This is a genomic window from Treponema vincentii (genome assembly GCF_018336815.1).
In the GTDB taxonomy this organism is placed as follows: Bacteria; Spirochaetota; Spirochaetia; order Treponematales; family Treponemataceae; genus Treponema.
In genome coordinates this window covers 282,850-303,247 of the sequence record NZ_CP050497.1, presented here as the reverse complement: position 1 = coordinate 303,247, position 20,398 = coordinate 282,850, and the positions used below count along the sequence as shown (strand labels likewise).

Below are 20,398 nucleotides of genomic sequence, written 5' to 3'. Positions count from 1 at the left end.
GCTGCGTGCATAACTATTTATTGCCGAGATTTCGGTATCTTTGGATATTTTTGTTTCTTCTTTTGCCGGTGCAAGGACTGATTGCAGAAAATATTTTTTATGAATTCGGACCTAAAACGGATAAGGTCATTGTCTTTACCGCATCGGCAGGTAGTGATAATCAAGCTACTGCCGTAACTTTGCAACTGCAACAATATGCGCAAAAATTATCCGCTGATGCGCCGGATACCCATATCATTGTTGCTATTACGAAAAATGATATTTCCGAATTACCGGTTGATGTTCCCGTAAAGCGATACGAGGGGACTAAGGCGTTAATTCAAACCTTGATCACCTATCCGAATGCTGCCGTATGCCTTGTTGCTCCCGATAAATCTGATGGCGCACGGATTATTACGGGAACGTCGAAAGGGACAACCCCTGCATGGCTTCTCAAGGCGGTGTACACCTCTTTGGAACAAAAAAATATTCCGGTTGACTTTTATACTAATGCGGTTGTGTTTCATCGTCTCGGCTGGTTGCCCGATGACCCTGCTTTACGGCTCTATAATGAAGCGAATATTCCGGCAATAAAAATAGAAACCGGTGCGGATTTGTCGGATTTTTTCTCTTCGGTTGCGCCCGCCGTTACTCAAAGTATGAGTAATGAATGGGATACTCATTATTTTGTTTTGAAGCTGCATAAAAAACTTATTATCATCAACGAGCAGCATATCGTCATCACGCTTATTGTATCGTCAATTATATTTTTGCTATGGGTGATGTTTTTTAGCTTTTTATTCGGGAAAAAACGAGATCAACATATAAAAGATTTATTTAAACTATGGTGGATGCCGATTTATTTTTTCTTGGTCAATTGGCTTAGTTTTTTCTTAGGCTCCAAGATAACGGAAGCGCTTTTTTACCTGCGGTTTTCCTCTATAAGTGAGCTGAATTCATTTCCGTTGACAGCGCTGCTGATTAAATATGTGTTTGCATTGTTTTTTATGTTTACCGTTACCGCATTTAATAAATTTATTCCACTTCCGGCAAATCGTTTTATTTACGGATTTATTGCTCATGTCGTTTGTTTGTTGAATATTTTTATTTTTTCATTTTTTAACCTTTCGTTTTCAATTATCTTTATGGTGATTTATTTTGTCTCGTTAGCTGCCTATCATTTTAAAAATATTGTGCTGCAAATTATATTTATTGTGTGTCTGTTTTTGCCGCTCATGCCGGTTGTGACGCATATTATCCTTTATCGCGAGTATATGTTCCATATCATATTTTTTATCAACCTTGCATCAGCCTGTATTTTTGTGCCTTTTGATCTGTTTTTAATCCGGTTGAGTCTTAGCTTTGATAAAAAAAGAAAAACTGTTCAACCGTTTTTTAAGATACCGATTCAATGTAAGGTTATGGGCGGGCTGTTTTTCGTATTAATGCTTTGGGTATTCGTTATGCCGGCAACAAGGAATAATATTCATAATCGCTGGATGTTAATTCAACATCTTAACGGTAATGAAAGCAGTGTGGTAAAAAAATATATTGATTCTTCGGCGGAAGAAAAGATAATGGATTATACCCGCGGCAATACACAGGGTTCAGCGGAAACCGCGGATAGTTTTTTAACTGTTCGTACCTCATTTGAAAATTACTTTGAGCGCAGCATCGGGGCTATTACCATTGATTCACCGTTAAAAATTGAAGCGTTTTCCGTAACATTGAGTGCAGTGAATGATATTGCAATTTTTGAATCCGATGTTCGATTTGAACAAAATGCTTCCGGCGATACGGCAACGTTTGTGTCTTCTCCTCGTCCGAATTTTCCGGTTGTCATTCATTTTTCAGGTAAAAAAGATGCTGCCCTTACACTTTCGGTTGTGGTGTGGTCAAATGATAATCCATTTGAAATAAAGTTGCCTGTCGATAATTCTAAAGATGCTACCGGTAAAATGGAAGCAATACCATTCCTCTTAAAGATAGAGAAAACGCTGCATATTACGGCACAAGGGAAAGCGTTGTGAACGTTCCTCATGACATATTTGTAAAATTGTTGTACTATTTTTTTTAATCCCTTGTTGGAAAAAACTGGATAATTCAATCTAGAGGTTTTCCTTAGATTAAATCATCAGTACATTAGGAGGATAAAAATAATGACACCCCCGATAGAAGTAGAGGTCAGAAGCTACGAACTGGACGCATATAATCACGTAAACAATGCTATATATTTAAACTACTTGGAATACGCCCGTATGGAATACCTGCGCCGTATCAGCTTTGATTATGTAGGGCTTATCGACGAAGGGTATATGCTCTATGTAACTCATATCGATATCCACTACAAATATTCCGCGCGGCTTTACGATAAGCTCCGCATCGACGTTACGCCTATCAAGCTTGGCAAACTTTCGGGAACGTTCCGGCAGGTAATTACAAATCCCGAAGGATATGTCTGTGCTGAAGCGGACGTTTCGTGGGGGTGTGTGGATAAAACCGGCAAACCCGCAAAACTGCCGGACAAGTATTTTGTGGAAGGGCTTAAACCTAAAAAAACAATAAATTGATCTGCATAGTTCTTCACTGCAACAGCATCCAAAGTTTATCCTTTGTCTACTTGTTGCAGTTTAAAGAAAATTTATAGGAAGGTTTATGACCGACAGGCAATACGGAAGCCGATATTGTCGTATTCATTAGTATTAGGTTTATCACTAAAGCGAATCATACGAGTAGCCTTAGTAGTGTCTTGGGAATAACTGCCACCGCGGTTAACACGCTTACTGCCGGTATCCTTACCTTTCGGATCCTGTTTATCATAGATTGTCGTATCACTCCAGTACCAATCCCAGCACCATTCTATTACATTCCCGGTCATATCATACAATCCGTAAGCATTCGGCTTCTTTTTCTTTACTTCATGCGTTTTGTTATCGGCTCCGGTGTCGGATAACCATGCATAGTCTTTCAGCTCGATCGGGCTGATCGTACCTGCCCATGCATCATCCTTTCCGGCTTTTGCTGCCCATTCCCATTCCGCTTCGGTAGGGAGCCGGAATCCTTTCTTTGACCAATCCGCATACGGGAGTTTTTCGGCACCGGCATCGTCTTTTGTATACACAGCCTTAAACGCCGCATCACTATAATAGACGCACGTAGTACTTGCTCCACTGTTCGTTTTCTTTGTCAGTTCATTACAGAAGGCTATGCACTCATACCATGTAACCATTTCCACGGGACGCTTCATTTGTACTTCACCGGCAGCAGGCGGATTCAATGAGCCCTTAAACCCGCTTGGATTATTTCCCATAACTTCCTGCCATAACTCTTGGGTCACTTCTGTTTCGCTTATGTGATAGGCGGTTAAATTTACCCAACGCGGGGGATTATACTCTTCTGTACTATGACCTATACTGGCGTCGTTTACCGCGGCAATTGGTTTCATTACAAAATGTACACCTTGTACGGAACCGATACCGTTTGCTGCATCATATCCACTGTTTTTTTCACCATTGGAGGAGGGGGTTGTACCGGGACAAGCGGTGAATAAAAGAGATATAATCAGCATACACACCGATATGGCGGCATAACCGAAATACTTTTCTATCGTCCGGTCTTTCTTCCTGAAATTGTTGATTTTCATATTTGTCATTTCTCCCATAAAAAGTCAAGAAGAAAGTATCAACTTTCGATTGACTTTTTACGCACGTTCGCAACGAAGTGAGAACGTGCAGATGATATACAAGTTTGCTCAAACGCAAACTTGAGTAAATAAAAGCCGTGCCATTTGTACGGCTTTTATTTTACACTCCTTAGTCATACTATCTTTAGAATATAACCGAACGCATTATACTGTAAAATATGCATAATCGCAATGCTTCTTAAATGTCTAACCATGAGTAACCGCCATGGATTCCAACGCTTGCTGGACAGCTATCAGAAAAAGAGTTATACTCTTTCTGTATATAAGTAATATACGTGTGGATCCGCTTATTATTATCTTTCAAAGGCGGACAAGATAGGCGGATGTCTTTTTTATTCATTAAAAGGAGACTTGACAAAATGAATGAAAAAAGTATAATACCCCCGCACCTACCTACCGTTTAATTGGTAATACTGGATGGGTGATTGGTAATCGAAATTCCTACAAAATAATCTACTCTTTAGATTCCTTCTCTGGGAAAGAATTTTATATGCGTTTGTAAGGTTACCGCAACTAATACCCTGTATCATCATCTCAAATTACTATATCCATTATTTTATTGGGAGGTTTACAATGAAAAAACGTTTTTCGTTAAAAAAGAAATTCATTCTTATTTTTGGTATTCTCATTGCTGCAGCAGGAGTTATTGAAATTGTCTTAGCAGTTATGATTGCCAGAAGGGCAGTCACCGAAAAAATAGAGGATCATCTTATTGATAAGGCAAATGATACCGCCGAAATCATTAACGGAAGGGTTACAGCCCTGTTGCAATTTATCGAAGGTATTTCCCGAATGCCGGTTTTGCGAGATGCAACCGCTTCATCCACTGCACGATTAGCGTTCCTTGCAAATGAAGTTTCTTTTAATGAAACAATAATCGAATTGAATATGACTGATGCACAAGGGCAGTGTATGCTTGCTAATGGAAGCGTATTATCCGTTGTGAACAGAGATTGGTTTCGTTCCGCCATTAGTGGGAAATCCTTTTTTTCGGAGCCATACATCTCTCGTGCAAATGGACAATTAATAAACACCCTTGCTGTCCCTATCTATGATGATAACAAAACTATTGTAGGAGTGTTATCTGCCGATATCCCCGGTTTGCTGTTATCCCAAAATATTGCTGATATCGTCGTAGGAGAAACCGGCAACTGTTATATTATGGGGGCAACGGGAATTATCATTGCAGATAGGGATACCGATTTAGTACAAAGTCAAGATAATATCATTGAACAAGCAAAAACAGATCCTTCACTCACATCGACCGCAGCCTTTTTACAGTATGTGCTTGATACTGACGAAGGAGAAGTCTGCTACTATGACTATCATGGCATTGAATATATTGCATCATTCGCAGCGGTTAAAACTACTAATTGGTCGATTATCATTCGAGCGCCTGTCAACGAATTCATGGGAACGGTCAACACACTTCGCAGCACAATGATTGGAATTGGTATTAGTGTACTAATTGGAGCGCTGATTATTGTCTATTTTGTTGCCCGTACAATGATAAAACCAATTCAAACGACGGTTTCGGCTTTACAAAATATTTCACAAGGTGATGGCGACTTAACAGTCCGGCTGCCGGTATACGGTAATGATGAAATCACCGATATGGCAAAGTATTTTAATGAAACAATCGCTAAAATCGGCGCTTCAATACAAGCGGTTGGAACAAGCAGCAGCGAAATGGAAGAAATCGGTAATGAACTTGCGTCGAATATGACCGAAACGGCAAGCTCCGTCAACCAAATTAGTGCAAACATTGATGGTGTTAAACAGCAAGCCTTAACTCAGGCTGCCAGCGTTACCGAAACTGCAGCAACTATTGAAGAAATTGTTCGGACTATTAAGCAACTAAATGCCAGTATTGAAACGCAAGCTGCAAGTGTCGCACAATCTTCATCTTCCGTAGAAGAGATGGTTGCAAATATTGCATCTATCGGTCAAACACTCGGTAAAACCGATGACGTAATTAAAAGCCTTACAACAGCAACCGGCGACGGTAAAGCAACGCTTGTTACTTCTAACACGGTAACACAGAAAATCGCAGAAGAATCCGGTTCCTTGATGGAAGCCAGCAGTGTTATTCAGCATATTGCTTCACAAACGAACCTGCTCGCAATGAATGCTGCAATAGAAGCGGCTCATGCGGGAGAAGCAGGTAAGGGCTTTGCTGTTGTTGCAGATGAAATTCGCAAGCTCGCAGAAGAATCTTCGATGCAAGGGAAAACCATCACCACTACATTGAAAGCGCTCAGTGGTGAAATTGAAACACTCTCTACTTCATCCAAAACGGTGGAAGAAAAATTTAATACAATCTTCAGCCTTGCAGAGAAGGTAAAAGAAATGAGCACCAGTGTTACCGAATCGATGCGAGAGCAGGAAAACGGCAGCAAGGAAGTTCTAGCGGCGATAAAAAGCATCAACATGGTAACCGTAGAAGTGCAGGCGGGTTCGGAAGAAATGCTAAAAGGTGGAGAGAGTGTTGCACAGGAAATGCATACATTGGACGACCTTACGCGCATTATTACGGAAAGTATGAACGAGATGGCTGCGGGTGCGGTGCAGATTAACAATGCCGTGCAGGAAGTGAGCGAGATTACGCAGAAAAATAAACGGAGTATTGAGCGTTTGGCGGAAGAGGTCTCAAAGTTTAAAGTTTAATAGGTAAAACATAAGCATACAGTAGCTCCTAATTGTTTTACTATATCCCAACGGGGAGGAGTTGAAAATGTATAGTCGGAAAATTGATCCTAAAAGGATCAGCATCCTTATCAGTGCACTAATTTTGATTGCATTGTTGGGAAATGCCTGCACAACGCAGAAAAAAAAGAATGATATACAAGGCGCGGACATCGTGGATATGAAAGGCTCCGAGCTTGATAGTATTATGAACGATAAGGCAGAAAAAGAGCAGTATCTGGTTATCGATGTGCGTGAAAAACACGAGTATGAGGCGGACCACGTCCGCTATGCAATCAATATCAGCCTCAACGATATCGAAAACAGGCTGAGCGATATTGCCGATTTCAAGGATAAAAATATTATCGTTATTTGCAGAAGCGGACGCAGGAGCCGCGCAGCTGCGGAAATCTTACAAAAAAATGGGTTCAAAAAACTGTTCAATGCGGATGGAGTCGGACGTTATTCTTATAAGTCGCTTACCAAAGTGACAAATGTACGCGGAAAACAGATGCAGGAGCTCGCGAATACAGGGAACTACTCCGTTGTCGATGCCCGAGAACCCGCTGATTATGCCGCTTCGCATTTAAAAGGTGCAATATCGGGGAATGCGGATGCTATTGCTGAGTTACTGCCCAAATTACCTAAGAATAAACCGGTACTAACCTACTGCTATTCCGGTAACCGCTCTTTTGCCGTTGCGGAAAAACTAGCGGATGCAGGATACACGGTGATAAACAGTTTAGATGGAACCAACGAATACTCAGCCTTTGAATTGGTAAAATAACAAAACTATCCTTAAATAGCCGCTAAAAATTTAACCTTTTAGCGGCCTTTCTTGGGCACCTCTAAAAACTCGGTTAGATTTTTAGAGGTGCCCGTCGAGTTTTTAATAAGTCTATAAATATAAATGACTTATTAAAAACATCGCAAATTAAAATCAAGGAAAACCTCTAAAAAACTGAAGTTTTTAGAGGTTCCCCTTCTGTTTAACTTATAATTAACGTATGATAACTATGCGCCGCGTTTACTTACGCTTCTCCGGGATTCAGCTGCGTTAAAATTTCGGTGTGGTCTTCAAAGATGGCAACCGTGTGTTCCATGTGACAGGAACAGGACTTGTCGGCGCTAACAACCGTCCATCCGTCGGCGCGGGTTTTAACATCTGCCGTACCGAGGTTAATCATCGGTTCAATCGCAATCACCATACCGGGTACTAGCCGCGGGTTTGGTGCGCCCCGCTCCGGTACATTCGGAATATTCGGTTCTTCATGTACTTTAAGCCCGACCCCATGACCGCAGTATTCATATACGACACCGTATTTATACTGCCGCGCCAAGTCGTACACCGCGCGGGATATTGCATTTACACGCTTACCTGCCTGACAGGCGGCGATTCCCGCATAGAGGCAGTCGGTGGTAACCTTTAAAAGTTGTGCGCGTTCGGGGCTTACCTTTCCAACCGGCACCGTTACGCACGAATCGCTGATGTATCCGTTAAGGTCAATACCGATATCCAGCGATACGAGGTCTCCTTCCTGTACGATTTTCTTTTTACTGGGGATACCATGTATAACTTCCTCATTGATGGAGATACAGGCTGCCCCCGGAAAATTTTCCGCATACCATGCGGGAACGCCGCCGATGCTCTTAATGTACTCAACACAAAAGTCATCCAGTTCTTTCGTGGTTACGCCCGGCTTCACCCGCGGCGTTAATTGCTTAAAGAGCCGCGCCAATGCTTTACATGATAGGCGGATACCGTCTATCTGTTCCTTTGTCTTAATTCGTATCATATATTCCTTACCCTTTGCGCAGCCTTATCGTCTTAGGATTTGCCGGTTATCTTATGTTAAGGATAACCGGAGCACCTTTAACGCCAAAGCTGCTCCTGATAGTTTTTTTTCAACTTCGTTATGCCGCGGATGCGGGGATTCATTCGCATGGACGCCTCCGCACATCCGTCGCCGGTAGTAAAATCACCCATCCGGTAATAAATTTCCGCCATCTTTTTTAATATTTCTGCATTATCCGCTTTACTTAGCCCAAAATCCAGCGCGGCTTCGCAACAATCAAGCAGTAAATCGTCTGCAAGATTGTAGATGAGTTTTTCGCGGATAAGCTTGCGGGCTAGAATAAGCACTTCGGGAAAAAAATGGCGGAAATATGCCTGCTTCTGCTCTTCGCTGATAATTTGGTCAAGCAGCAAAAAAGACTCATAATAGTGATCACGGAAATAGAGTTCCTCTGCAAGCACAAATCCGCAATCCATAAAGTCTCCCCTGCTAAAGTACCGGCGAAGCGAAAACGAAGGCTGTACCGAGCGGAGCCGTAAAAATTCCTGTACCGCTTCGTCCTCAGCATTATGGAAAAGGTCAAAAAAAATTAGCGTCGCCCTGCTTTCGGGATCCGTCCGCTCTTTTAGCCATGTACGGTAATCAAAACTTTCACCTTTTTTCGCGGTCTTATTATAGAAAAAATCAAACTCCGCCCGGCGCTTCGCATCAAGCAAGGCTTCATAGGCACGGATAAGCCTCATCATCGCCTGCTCATTAGCCTTTTTGCCGTCGGTATTCCGAACATTATGGGGAATATCGGGATGCAGTTCTTTGGCTTTTTTTCGGAATGCCCGTTTGATTTCGGAAGTAGAAGCGGAAGGAGAAACACTTAAAATCTTATAATAATCTTCTATTATTATGGATTGATGTGTTGAACGATCTCCGCGTCCTTCTTCGCTATCCTGCCGTCCGCTTTCCGCCTTGCTACCCAATATTTGCCCCCGCGCGGCGAGCATCCGCTACATTCCGCAAAGTATCGAAGTAGTCGATCATAAAACCGCAGCTTTCTAATGTATTCATCAGATTTCGAATAAATTTACCCGAAAACAGCCCACGGTTTACGGTAAGAACGCAGCCTTTACAACCCTCTTTAAGGCCGTGATCTCTGAGGATTGTTACGACGGCAGGATTTGGTTTTGATGTAAAAAACGGTTTTTCGGCGCAGAAAATAGCAATATATCCGTACATATTAAGCCGATCCGTATCGGTCAACGTATGCCCATTCAAAATACGAATATCATCGCACCGATTATGGGCGCCTTCTTTTAGGGCTGCCAGAAAAAGCTGTGTTTGTGCTTTTTTCCCTTTATCAAAATACACCAATGCGGTTGTCATGGGGATATAATAGAAAAAATAAATCTCTTATGCAAGCGGACGCCTAGTTAGGAAAGGTTGATCCAAGTCTGTAAAGGAATGAGCAATACAATAATTGGTTTCAAATTGCCAATTATTGCATGTCGTTACGGGAACCTTTTCCTCGTCGTACCTTTTGCGGGAAGCTTGTATGAGGTACGGCTTTTCGGTGCTTTAATAACGTGAGTTCTTTTACGGTAACTATGGTTCTTTGTGGTAAAATATATGGTTTTTTCACTTCGATAGTGTATACTGTGTTAACGAATAAGCCTATCGGCTTGTAGTTTTTACACGTTCCTGTTAAATCCTTGAGGTACTTATGTTAAAAAAATGCTTTTTTGTACTTGTACTTACACTTATGGCAATTTTTCCACTCGCAGCGGAGATATCATTTAACAGTCTTGCAGGCTCTGTCCAGACTTTCTGGTCGGATACGAACGGGTTACCTTCAAATAGAATATTGGACGTTTTGCAGGATGGAACGGGTTATATTTGGCTTGCCTCCTATGACGGCCTTATCAGGTTTGACGGAGAAACGTTTACCGAGTTTACCGAAGCCGAACACGGGTTTACCGGCATAGCGCCGCGTGTTCTATGCGAAGATGCATACAGTACGCTCTGGATAGGAACCAATTCCACCGGTTTATACGCCTATCAAAACAAGATATTTAAGCGCTATGCCGAAGAAGATGGTCTGCCGAATCTTTCAATTAGAGCGATAAAATTTGATAAAGACAATGTGCTGTGGGTCGGAACGGCAGACGGACTCGCGCGGTTGGAAAAAAGCGGCCGTTTTGTCCCTATCCTTGATGAACGCAATAAAAGTTTAGGGATTATTACGTTTATCCTTCCGGTAAAGGACAGGATATATGTCGGTTCAAATCTGCAGGGGATTACAGTCATTCAAAATAAAAAAGTAGCCCGGCTCCCGTATTTGGATGCCATACAGGATTATACTTTTTCGGCTGCATATTTTGATTCCGATAACATACTGTGGCTCGGTACAAAAAACGGAAAAATCATCAAGATAAAAGAAGAAAAAGACATTGAATTTATTGACGCAGAATATCTGAAAGGGATGAGTATTAACGAATTTTTGCGTACTGTGAACGGAACGCTGTATGCGGCGACCAATAGAGGTATTGTTACGATCAAAAAGGGTAAGCCGGAAATATTTTCGGAAGAGAACGGCTTGCCGAATAATATCGTTTCATGTCTCTGTCAAGACTTTGAGGAAAACCTTTGGGTAGGTATGGAACGCGGCGGCGTCGGGAAATTCAGTAAAGGAAAATTTCTTGATTTAACCAGCGCAGAGTCCCTGCCACCAACCGCGGCAAATTCCGTATTGGAAGATTTGGATAAAAACATTTGGATTGCAAAAGATGACGGCATTGTGTGCTTAAAAAGTTCGGCGCTCTCTCCTACAAGAGCAAGGCAAATTGATGCCCTTATCGAAAAGCTGCATGCCGTCCGTGTCCGGCAAATCAGAGAAGAAGCGGACGGAACATTATTTTTTGCTACCTATTCCGATAACGGCCTTTTGATTTTTAGGAAAGACGGAAGCATGCAAGCGCTATCAAAAAAAGACGGACTACCGAACAACCGTGTACGTTTTTCGTACCGCAGCTCGGATAATCTCCTGTGGATCGGCACAACGGCAGGACCCGCCGTCTATTTTGACGGTACGATAACAACAATTACGCAGGAAGACGGACTCCCTAATTTATTTATTCTTTGTGCGGAAGAAAGCCGCAGCGGAAAGATATGGCTTGGTACGGACGGCGGCGGGGCGGTCGTTTTAACGGTGTCGGGTTTTTCTGACGGCAGACCGGTTATCAAGGTGGAACACGTTTTTACCAAAGATGATGGACTGCACGGCAATATTATCCTTAGAATTATTGAAGATACGGAAAATAATATTTGGTTATGCACAAGCGAGGGGCTAACACTGTATAAAAACGGCGGATTCTATTATGCCAATAAAGCATTCGGTGCAGGAGCTATCAGTGTGTTTAACATCGTACAAGACACAATGGGAAACCTCTGGATTGTAACGGCAAAAGATTTGCTGCTGGTAAAAACGGATGTTTTTGTAAAGGCAGTGCTGAACGGTCTCCCAGCTGAATTTCTTGTCCGCTACAACCGGCTTGACGGCCTAACAGGTCAATTAGCGGCGAATGCATGGGCGCATGTTACCGCCGAAAATACATTGTTTCTGCCTACGCTTAAGGGAGTTGCCGTCTGCGCTCCTTCTTATTATGTTACCAATAAACATGCTCCACCGGTTGTTATCGAGAGCATTGTTTTAGACGGCAAAAACTATGATGTAACGGAAGAAAGACTGAAGGTCGCGGCCGGAATAAAGCGTATTCTGTTTAAATTTACCGCTTTAAGTTTTACCATTCCGCAACGGGTTCAGTTTGAATATAAACTTGAAGGATATGATAAAGAGTGGCGTAGCTGCGGAACTACGCGGGAGATTGCCTATACGAACCTCAACCCCGGTAATTACGTGTTTAAGGTAAGAGCTGCGAACAATGACGGCATTGTAAACAAGAGCGGTTCCAGCGCCGCTATCTATAAGAAGCCGTTTTTTTATCAGACTATCTGGTTCTATCTTTTACTTGTATGCTGTATCGGAAGCGGTATTTTCTTTGCCGTCCAACTCCGTTTTAGAAATTTACAGCGGAGGGCAGATGAACTTGACCGGAAGGTAAAAGAAAAAACAAAAGAACTCGCCGGCGAAAAAGAAAAGAGCGACAAACTTTTACGCAATACTCTGCCGCCCTCCGTTATCGACGAACTTATCAGTACGGGAGCGTCAAAGCCTAAAGTGTATCCTGCGGTAACGGTACTGTTTGCAGATTTAGTCAGCTTTACCGAATGGTCGGGTGGTACGGCGCCGGAGCATGTTATTAGGCAATTAAATACGATGTTTACTCAATTTGACGGTATTATGGATGTTTTCGGCTGTGAGCGGATAAAAACACTTGGAGACGGATACTTAGCATGCTGCGGCCTTAGAGGGGAAAAAGACCATGCACTCAGGCTTACCGGCGCCGCTGTCGAAATGCTACGAAGCTTTGAAACAATTAATAAAGATAATAACAGCCATTTTAGAATAAAAATAGGCATCGATTCGGGAGCAATCACCGGAGGTATCGTCGGCGTGCATAAATATATTTTCGATATCTTTGGTGACACGGTTAATATGGCTTTCCGCCTTGAATCGGTAACTGCTCCGATGGCGTGCACCGTTTCGATGAAAACAGCGGCGCTCATTTCCGGCAGCTATCGGCTCTATAAACGCCCTCCACATCTTTTAAAGGGAAAAGGAAAGGTGCCATGCTATTATATAAATTATCAGGATGTCGACTATACGATGGAATTCGAAGAAATAAAAGAATGTTATGATCAACTGACCAGAGCATTTAAAGAAAACCGACTCTCCGAATGCCGTGCCCTTATCAACAGGTTGGAGCCGACGCTATTGGAGCCTGAGATGGCAAAAGGAATTTCTATTATAGAAAAAAACATGTGCAGGTAGCATGGGGATGCTCTGCAGCGGGGAATAGATTGCATCTTTCAAATAATTATCTTAAAATCGAATGACCTAAGAGACGTTTCTTAGAACTAACGTTTTCAGAGATGGTTTCTATTTTTTTTCGGAGGTAAATGATGACTATCTATGATTATTCGGTGCAAGATGCGCAAGGAAACGATGTTCCGCTCAAGCAATACAAAGGCAAAGTCTTGTTGATTGTTAATACGGCGACGGCTTGCGGATTTACACCGCAGTATAAAGAGTTGGAAGAACTATACGAAAAATATCACGATAACGGTTTTGAAATAATCGATGTGCCGTGCAATCAATTCGGCGAGCAGGCTCCCGGAACCGATGCGGAAATTCACCAATTCTGCACACTCCGTTATCACACAACATTCCCTCAGATGAAAAAGTCTGATGTAAAGGGTGAACACGCGCTTCCGCTTTTTACCTATCTAAAATCTCAGAAAAAATTCGAGGGTTTCGGCACAGGGAAGATGGCGGAAACGCTAAGTGATTTTATTCAAAAAATAGACAGCAATTATAAAAATAATCCTGAAATTAAATGGAATTTTACCAAATTCGTTATTGCCCGGGACGGCACTGTTGTTGCCCGCTTTGAACCGCCCGCTCCTATGGCTGATGTTGCGGCATGTGTGGAAAAGTGTGTAGTGGGGTAAAGTAACTCAAAAAAAGGAGCCGTGCCCCCGGCAGGCAATGCGAACTACGCTTGGATCCAGCACATGATACACCATCTTTCTGCAAACGGTAAAATCGGACTTGTGCTTGCCAATGGCGTATCCGCTTTACTTAGCCCAAAATCCAGCGCGGCTTCTCGAATAAATTTACCCGAAAACAGCCCACGGTTTACGGTAAGAACGCAACCTTTACAACCCTCTTTAAGGTCGTGATCTCTGAGGATTGTTACGACGGCAGGATTTGGTTTTGATGTAAAAAACGGTTTTTCGGCGCAGAAAATAGCAATATATCCGTACATATTAAGCCGATCCGTATCGGTCAACGTATGCCCATTCAAAATACGAATATCATCGCACCTAAAGCCACAATGGAACAACAAAATAGTACGAAATGCACATTTATTTTGACAAGTACTGAATCGCATGATATAATCCTTTTTATATTTATTGCCTTTTTTAAGGTAAGTGTGATTTTATTCGGTAGTGTTTGCCGGATTATTTTTAACAGGGAGTACATTATGAAAAAAATGTGTCTGTTTTTATTGGTTGCCGTGGCCGGCGTATGGACAGGAATGTCTAATGCTTTTGGCTGTACGGGGTTTGTTGCAGGAAAGGATGCAACAGCCGACGGCTTTCGTATCATTGCGCGTACGGAAGATTTGAGTGGCGCCCATAACAAAACCTTTAAGGTATATCCGCATAAGAAAAACAGAAAGCCGGTACAGTTTACCGACTCAATCGGCTTTAAAATCGAATTACCGAAAGAGAGCTATCGGTATACCGCTATTTGCGATGCCGAACAATCCGAAGGCATCTACGACGAAGTAGGTTTTAACGAGCACGGCGTTGCGATGAGCGCAACCGTTTCTGCCTCTCCGGGAAAAGCTGCAGAAGAAGCTGACCCGCTTGTTGAAAACGGACTTTCGGAAGCATCTATGACAACGGTTGTGTTGCCGTATATTACCACAGCCCGGGAAGGCGTTGAACGGATTGCAAAGATTGTAGATACCTACGGTTCGGCAGAAGGCAACATCATTTTTATCGCAGACGATAAAGAAAGCTGGTACATGGAAATTTATACCGGCCATCAGTATGCAGCGGTTAATGTCCCGGATGATATGTATGCGGTAGTACCTAATTGCTTCTTGCTCGGTTATGTCGATACGACAAGTAAAGATGTTATCGCATCAAAAGATTTAATCAATTTGCCTAAGTCGAAAGGCTTTTATAAAGAAGTTGACGGTAAATTCCATGCAGCGCTTACTTATGGAGAAGAAATGAGCGACTACAACCGTGTACGGCTTTGGGGAGGACAAAATAAACTCTCACCGTCCGCTAAGGTTGCGTATGACACGAAGCTATTCTCTTTGTGGAGAAAGGCTGATAAGAAAATCGCCCTTGAAGATGTAATGGAATTGCAGCGCTATCGCTATGAAGATACCGATAAAAATGCAAATTTACCGGAAAACGCAGGAGTTCGCGCAATCGGTACACCGACTTCTATGGAATGCCATATCATTCAGATGAAAGACACCTTACCGAAAGCTGTCGGCGGTGTGATGTGGATGGCGATGGCAAATGCAGAACATTCGGTGTATCTGCCCTTCTACGGCAACATTACGGACACCTACTCTGCGTATAAAGTAGACAATGAAATGTATACTCCCGATTCGTTTTACTGGCTGATGCGGACAATCAATGTCTTTTCAGCATTAAACAGGGATATGTACGGAAAGAATGTCCGCAGCTATTGGAAAGCGTATGAGCAAAAGCTGATTAAAGAGCAGAAAGACAAAGATGCTGAAATTGCACGGCTCTATACCAAAAAAGGTGAATCCGCCGCAGCAAAATATGCAACCAAATTAGGAAACGACCAAGCAGCCGATGTGTTTGAAAAAGCACAGAAAATATACCCGGAACTGGTAGGTTTTGCAGCAAAGAACGAAGGCAGAACTCCTAAAAAAGCCTTTGAACCGTCAGTAGCAAAAGAAAAATAAAAGTTTATTTTAAGCAACTTAAATATCGCCGCTTAAAAACACACCGAGTTTGCCGTCCGGTAAACATCGCTTATTGACGTGTGCGCTTTTCGCGCACTAATGCAACAGTTTCCAAAGTGCATACTTTGTTCAACTGTTGCATTTTAAGGAAATCAACACCCCCGACGCAAGCGTCGGGGTATGTTGTTCTCATAAGGTGGTTGCAGTCGGCTTTAATACCCTTTGTTACGACGCAAGCGTCGGGGTATTAAACCCTCCGCACGAATAAAATTTCGCACATTTTTCCAGCAAGGGGTTATAAATGCATCAGGCAAAGTAGATATAAATCGCGGAAAAATTGAGACTGTGAGACCATTTGAACCGCGAAGAGGTTCAACTCTGGTCGAATAGTTTCAATTTTTCCGCGGGGATATAAAAAAATCAGACTGATGCGTTTACCATGGTGCCATATTGGCAGGAAATGACGGAAGGCGAGGTTACATATACCATACTGCTGTACATCCGAAATGGCGGAGACAAAGGGTTGCTTCCCAATTGATCACCACGGCGTTGAATGCTTTAAAACATATTGGTATTCACAAAACCGCATTAGTTGTATTCACTAAAAATAAAGACGGTAATGCCTTTTGGGAAAACGAAGGTATAACTTCGGCAACCAAATAAGGCTGCCTCGTTAACCGATGAGTTTGCCACAAGGCAAACTCACTTATTGACGTGTGCGCTACCGCGCACGAATTGAACAACTTCCAAAGTTGATACTTTGTTCAGTTGTTCAATTTTAAGGAAGGTTTTTCCGCTAGAGACGATTTAGTTTATCGCAATAAAGCCCTTACAGAATTAAAAAGAATAGACACCTAGCAGAAATTTAAACCACAAATCAGCTTGACCGATTAATCGACTTTGAGAACTAAGGTATGTATTTCCTCTATAATAAATATTTTTTTTAATTCAAGCCAATCCTATAGCCTAAAGTAAACTGGATTTTATTGCATCCCGCATACGGAATATAGAATCGCAACCGCTGCTTACGGATAAAGATAAAGAACTATATTTTTTTAACAGTATATGTAATTCAGAAGCACTCGGTAAATACGTACCATTCTGTGAAGCATGGTATATAGCTGCACTAAAGTATCTTGACTGGGTTCAAAATAGCGATAATTTGACGGATGTTATGACCGCATACGAAAACGTCCTCCTACTTGGTACAAATATTTCCAAAGAAGATCTCAAACACATATTTGAGCATTTACTTTATCTTTCGTTTTGCTATTTTAATACGACAAATGATACTGAAAAAGTTTTAGAAATTTATAATCAAAGACATAAATATCTTACTAACGATGAGTATACGAATACGTATCAACTGATGGTCAAGTTTAATTTTTCTACGGAGGAATTGAATCCTATAAAATATATCTGCGAACTATGGAATGAACATTTCAATGTTCAAGCTGTTGGAAGTATTATTGGCTTAGATATTCTGGAAACTCAAGCACTTTTACAAAAAAACAGAAAATATTTACAAAGACAAGACGGAGATGATCTTGATTATGATTGGGAAGAACAGCTTGAAATGGTTGACTGGTGTTGTTCATATATTTATTTGCGGGATATACCGATAGGCTTACCGTTTTAGAGGCTCAAGAAACCGTTCTCCAGTCAGCTGCTTTTGAATAAATGCACATCGGAATTATGCAATTACCAATCAAAATTAACATCTCCCGATGCAGAGTATCACGCCCACATTTCACTTTCTCTTACTTTTTATTCCCGCATAATACGCAACCGCTGCGAACAGCACAAGTATTGAAAGATAATCTACCGCGAACAAAACATAGCCTCTGTCAAAATCGAAGAAGAAAAACTGCTGCTGCAGGAACATATATTGTACAAGACCGCGGGAGATAAACGCATACACACCGTAAGCGGAAATCAGCAGAACGAGCACCCTCAAAATCCGCAGGGTACGGGGCTTTGCTTTAAGTCGGGAGGCAATCATATTTGCGTGCATTCTTAAATGGAAGCACATAAAAAGATAATACCAGTGCGAAGCGATAAGATGAGCAATCCGTGCAAAGCCGAGCATATCGCCCACGGCTTCCGGCGGAACAAACCACGCCATCATAAGACCGCTCATCATCAGAAAAAGTGCGCAGAGCAATATCCCCATATTTACCGCAATTTGCATGATTCTGTGTGCAGAATATTTCCCGCGAAATAATGCCCCGTACCATCTGCGGTTCAGCACGATGTGAACCGCCCATAGTACGAGCAGCGGCATTCCTAAAATCTGGTGAATCTTATCGTCAGGGAAAAGTACCGTGCCTCCCATCAGGATTATAGAAAGCACGGTCATCATCATATCAAGCGGCATTCTGATTTCGTTTAGTTTTATTATTGTATTATTCCTTAAACTCTTTTTCCATTATAGATATTACTATATAAGTTTCCCATACTCGTAAATATATGCTTAACCATTTACAGCATAATGCTTTGCATATTGAGAAAGTACTTCATTCATCATAGTCTGATATTTTGTATGATTTTTCTTTGCTTCTGTTTTAAAAAAATTAATACAATCAGAATCTATTGAAATGGTTATTTTTTCTTTTGCTGGTTTCTTTACAAGCTCTGCCGGTGAAGGAAGAAAATCCGTCACTAATACGGCAGAATCCAATGCTTCCATTACTGATTTTTCGGGGTTACTGTAAATGCTCTTCATAGAGTTTCTTTCCTTGACGCCAATATCCTGCGCCGAAAATCCTAATATTTTGACCACGTATTGTAAAACGCACGGTCAAAATTCCTTTATCTGTTTTTCCAATACAAAAATAACGTTTTTCTGAAATGGAATGCTTTACATCTTCTAAAATCATACGGTTTACGTCAAAAAAAGCATCCTGCGCCTTTTCAAAAGAGACCTTATGCTTCCCTATGTTTTCAGAGTTTTTATTTTCATCCCATTCAAATGTCATATACCTCCATATTATACATACTATTTTATGTATTCGTCAACATACAAAATATTTTATTGAAAAAACTAACAGCACGCTCATAACCTCCGTCCCCGATTTTCATCATTTTACCGCAACTCCGCTCTTATTAAGCCATTTTGTCACATATTTGCCAAGGGATGAGCCGCCCGAATAATGAACCGACAGCCCTTCACCGAGTTTAGCATTCGGGGCAAGCAGAGGGATTGCAATCCCCCTGGAATAATCGGAAAGATTAATGATTATAAACGAGAGCTGTTAACATGGATTTTCGGTTTTGCTGCAGTATAAAGCGGCGGCAAAGTTGACGCGAAGGCTGCCTAAAAAAAGGGAGATGCACCGGCATCGACGCCTCAAACAACTTTCGTGATAAAACAAACGTCAGGTTAAAGTGGGTCAAAATTTTCTATGTATGTTTATTCTTTTTCCACGTTATATAATCTTTTTTTATCTTCATATTTTTTAGTTTATTCCATTCTTCCAAAGCATCTTCTCTTATCGCATCTTTTTCATTTGCTAAATAATCACTTATAAAGTTATTAAATTTGCAGGATGGAATTTGCGGAAGTTTTCCTTCGGTTTTATTTAAACGAATATATTCACAAATGACATCATTATAAGTTATTTTTTCATCATGAGAAAGTTTATTTTCAATCCATCGATTAAGCCAATATTTTGCCCCTGATTTCGGTTTTAGTCCCGGAACTCGGCTATTCATTTGACTATGTATGAATTCCCATGTTTCTTTTTTATTGCTAAAATTTTCAACATAACTGCTATTATTCAAAATTTCTATATTCCGGCTTTTGCTCCTAAAACTATTCTTTTTATTCACCGTCCCGGTTTCCAAAAATTGAATAATCATTTCTTCAAGCTGATCCTTTCGTATTTTTGAATGAAAAGGAATTTCAAGCGATTTTGCCAATGCTTTGAGTTCACTCATATACCAATATTTATTTTCAAATTCTTTTATCGTCATATAGTCTTTTGCTTATGTGCGGTGATTATTGTATAACTGTATGCATTAATGGTGATAATAACATCATCAATACTTACATACCAATTTTTTACTTTTTTGATTATTGTGGAATGCCCGCATCGTGCAGCGTTTTAAGCACCGCAAAACGCTCACTCGTAACGGCAACATTCGGTTCAAGTATTTTGCAGAGCTTATCGTTATATGTGGTGAGCGTCATCTGCACAACACACTTTGCTTTTTTGTTCACCGCCTGCAAAAGTTCAAGGTCGCGCAAAATCAGCGGCGATTTTGTTATCACGGTAAAGCCGAACCCATACCGGTACACGTTTTCTATCGCTTTGCGCGTCATACCGATTTTTTCTTCAAGCGGCATATACGGATCGGTCATAGAACCGGTGCCGATCATGCACTTATTTCGTTTCCGCCGCAAAGCAGTTTCGAGCAGTTCTATTGCATTCTCTTTTATTTCTATATCTTCGAACGTATGCTTTATTTGATAGCAATCGCTCCGCGAGTCGCAGTAGATGCACCCATGAGTACAGCCTCGGTACAGGTTCATTCCGTTTTTAGCCGATAAAATTCCTTTTGCTTGAACAAAGTGCATACGAATACGACTATTTCTC

19 protein-coding genes and 1 pseudogene are annotated in these 20,398 nt (G+C 41.5%); 10 read left to right on the top strand and 10 right to left on the bottom strand.

The features are described 5' to 3' along the window. Nucleotides 1–50 precede the first annotated feature (50 nt). Both GWP40_RS01405 and GWP40_RS01400 read left to right on the top strand, forming a co-directional pair. Nucleotides 51–2,009: a hypothetical protein gene (locus GWP40_RS01405; RefSeq protein WP_230974524.1), complete on the top strand. Its 1,959-nt coding sequence runs from the start codon at nt 51–53 to the stop codon at nt 2,007–2,009. A gap of 129 nt (nt 2,010–2,138) precedes the next feature. Beyond that, on the top strand, nt 2,139–2,549 hold the full coding sequence (locus GWP40_RS01400; protein ID WP_212565744.1) for an acyl-CoA thioesterase: 411 nt from the start codon (nt 2,139–2,141) through the stop codon (nt 2,547–2,549). 83 nt (nt 2,550–2,632) lie between these two features. Here GWP40_RS01400 and GWP40_RS01395 read toward each other — a convergent pair whose 3' ends face one another. Further along, a complete protein-coding gene (locus GWP40_RS01395; RefSeq protein WP_212565743.1) occupies nt 2,633–3,622 on the bottom strand; it encodes a formylglycine-generating enzyme family protein in 990 nt (329 codons plus the stop codon). Between the two features lie 633 nt (nt 3,623–4,255). Between GWP40_RS01395 and GWP40_RS01390 the strand changes: the two genes are divergently transcribed. Next, nucleotides 4,256–6,349 carry a methyl-accepting chemotaxis protein gene (locus tag GWP40_RS01390; RefSeq protein ID WP_212565742.1) on the top strand — a complete coding sequence of 698 codons (2,094 nt, stop codon included), beginning with the start codon at nt 4,256–4,258 and terminating at the stop codon, nt 6,347–6,349. Nucleotides 6,350–6,416: 67 nt separating this feature from the next. Then, complete coding sequence (locus GWP40_RS01385; RefSeq protein ID WP_212565741.1) at nt 6,417–7,154, top strand: rhodanese-like domain-containing protein; 738 nt, start codon at nt 6,417–6,419, stop codon at nt 7,152–7,154. 244 nt (nt 7,155–7,398) lie between these two features. Here GWP40_RS01385 and map read toward each other — a convergent pair whose 3' ends face one another. From map to GWP40_RS01370, 3 genes are all read right to left on the bottom strand, one after another. Then, nucleotides 7,399–8,163: a type I methionyl aminopeptidase gene (map, locus tag GWP40_RS01380; protein WP_212565740.1), complete on the bottom strand. Its 765-nt coding sequence runs from the start codon at nt 8,161–8,163 to the stop codon at nt 7,399–7,401. Nucleotides 8,164–8,240: 77 nt separating this feature from the next. After that, on the bottom strand, nt 8,241–9,161 hold the full coding sequence (locus GWP40_RS01375) for a J domain-containing protein (RefSeq protein ID WP_212565739.1): 921 nt from the start codon (nt 9,159–9,161) through the stop codon (nt 8,241–8,243). Further along, nucleotides 9,130–9,540, bottom strand: coding sequence for a hypothetical protein (locus GWP40_RS01370; RefSeq protein ID WP_212565738.1), 411 nt, complete (start codon nt 9,538–9,540; stop codon nt 9,130–9,132). The genes GWP40_RS01375 and GWP40_RS01370 overlap by 32 nt, the downstream gene beginning before the upstream one ends. A gap of 337 nt (nt 9,541–9,877) precedes the next feature. On the opposite strand from GWP40_RS01370, the gene GWP40_RS01365 reads away from it, so the two are divergent. The 6 genes from GWP40_RS01365 (at nt 9,878) to GWP40_RS01335 (ending at nt 17,439) form a co-directional block, all read left to right on the top strand. Further along, the gene (locus GWP40_RS01365; RefSeq protein WP_212565737.1) at nt 9,878–13,105 is read left to right on the top strand and encodes an adenylate/guanylate cyclase domain-containing protein; all 3,228 of its coding nucleotides are present in this window, start codon (nt 9,878–9,880) and stop codon (nt 13,103–13,105) included. 131 nt (nt 13,106–13,236) lie between these two features. Then, nucleotides 13,237–13,785, top strand: a complete 549-nt coding sequence (locus tag GWP40_RS01360) for a glutathione peroxidase (protein WP_212566501.1) — start codon at nt 13,237–13,239, stop codon at nt 13,783–13,785. A gap of 21 nt (nt 13,786–13,806) precedes the next feature. Then, nucleotides 13,807–14,016 (top strand): N-6 DNA methylase, encoded by a 210-nt coding sequence (locus GWP40_RS13645; protein WP_432912286.1) that lies wholly within the window; start codon nt 13,807–13,809, stop codon nt 14,014–14,016. Between the two features lie 305 nt (nt 14,017–14,321). After that, nucleotides 14,322–15,800, top strand: a complete 1,479-nt coding sequence (locus GWP40_RS01345) for a C69 family dipeptidase (RefSeq protein ID WP_212565736.1) — start codon at nt 14,322–14,324, stop codon at nt 15,798–15,800. Between the two features lie 450 nt (nt 15,801–16,250). Further along, nucleotides 16,251–16,463 (top strand): GNAT family N-acetyltransferase, encoded by a 213-nt coding sequence (locus tag GWP40_RS01340; protein ID WP_230974523.1) that lies wholly within the window; start codon nt 16,251–16,253, stop codon nt 16,461–16,463. A 511-nt stretch (nt 16,464–16,974) separates the two neighbouring features. After that, entirely contained in the window at nt 16,975–17,439 is a 465-nt protein-coding gene (locus GWP40_RS01335) for a hypothetical protein (protein ID WP_212565735.1), read from the top strand. 111 nt (nt 17,440–17,550) lie between these two features. Here GWP40_RS01335 and GWP40_RS01330 read toward each other — a convergent pair whose 3' ends face one another. The 6 genes and pseudogenes from GWP40_RS01330 to GWP40_RS01305 form a co-directional block, all read right to left on the bottom strand. Next, the gene (locus tag GWP40_RS01330; RefSeq protein ID WP_230974522.1) at nt 17,551–18,177 is read right to left on the bottom strand and encodes an endonuclease; all 627 of its coding nucleotides are present in this window, start codon (nt 18,175–18,177) and stop codon (nt 17,551–17,553) included. Between the two features lie 96 nt (nt 18,178–18,273). After that, entirely contained in the window at nt 18,274–18,525 is a 252-nt protein-coding gene (locus GWP40_RS01325) for a BrnA antitoxin family protein (protein WP_212565734.1), read from the bottom strand. Continuing rightward, on the bottom strand, nt 18,506–18,778 hold the full coding sequence (locus GWP40_RS01320) for a BrnT family toxin (protein WP_212565733.1): 273 nt from the start codon (nt 18,776–18,778) through the stop codon (nt 18,506–18,508). The genes GWP40_RS01325 and GWP40_RS01320 overlap by 20 nt, the downstream gene beginning before the upstream one ends. Before the next feature lie 424 nt (nt 18,779–19,202). Then, nucleotides 19,203–19,775, bottom strand: coding sequence for an SAP domain-containing protein (locus GWP40_RS01315; protein WP_212565732.1), 573 nt, complete (start codon nt 19,773–19,775; stop codon nt 19,203–19,205). Beyond that, nucleotides 19,772–19,846 (bottom strand): DUF3781 domain-containing protein, encoded by a 75-nt coding sequence (locus GWP40_RS01310; RefSeq protein ID WP_230974649.1) that lies wholly within the window; start codon nt 19,844–19,846, stop codon nt 19,772–19,774. Before GWP40_RS01310 ends, GWP40_RS01315 begins: the two co-directional genes overlap by 4 nt. Before the next feature lie 35 nt (nt 19,847–19,881). After that, nucleotides 19,882–20,379: pseudogene (locus GWP40_RS01305) on the bottom strand (radical SAM protein); the annotation flags it as partial. Nucleotides 20,380–20,398: the final 19 nt, after the last annotated feature.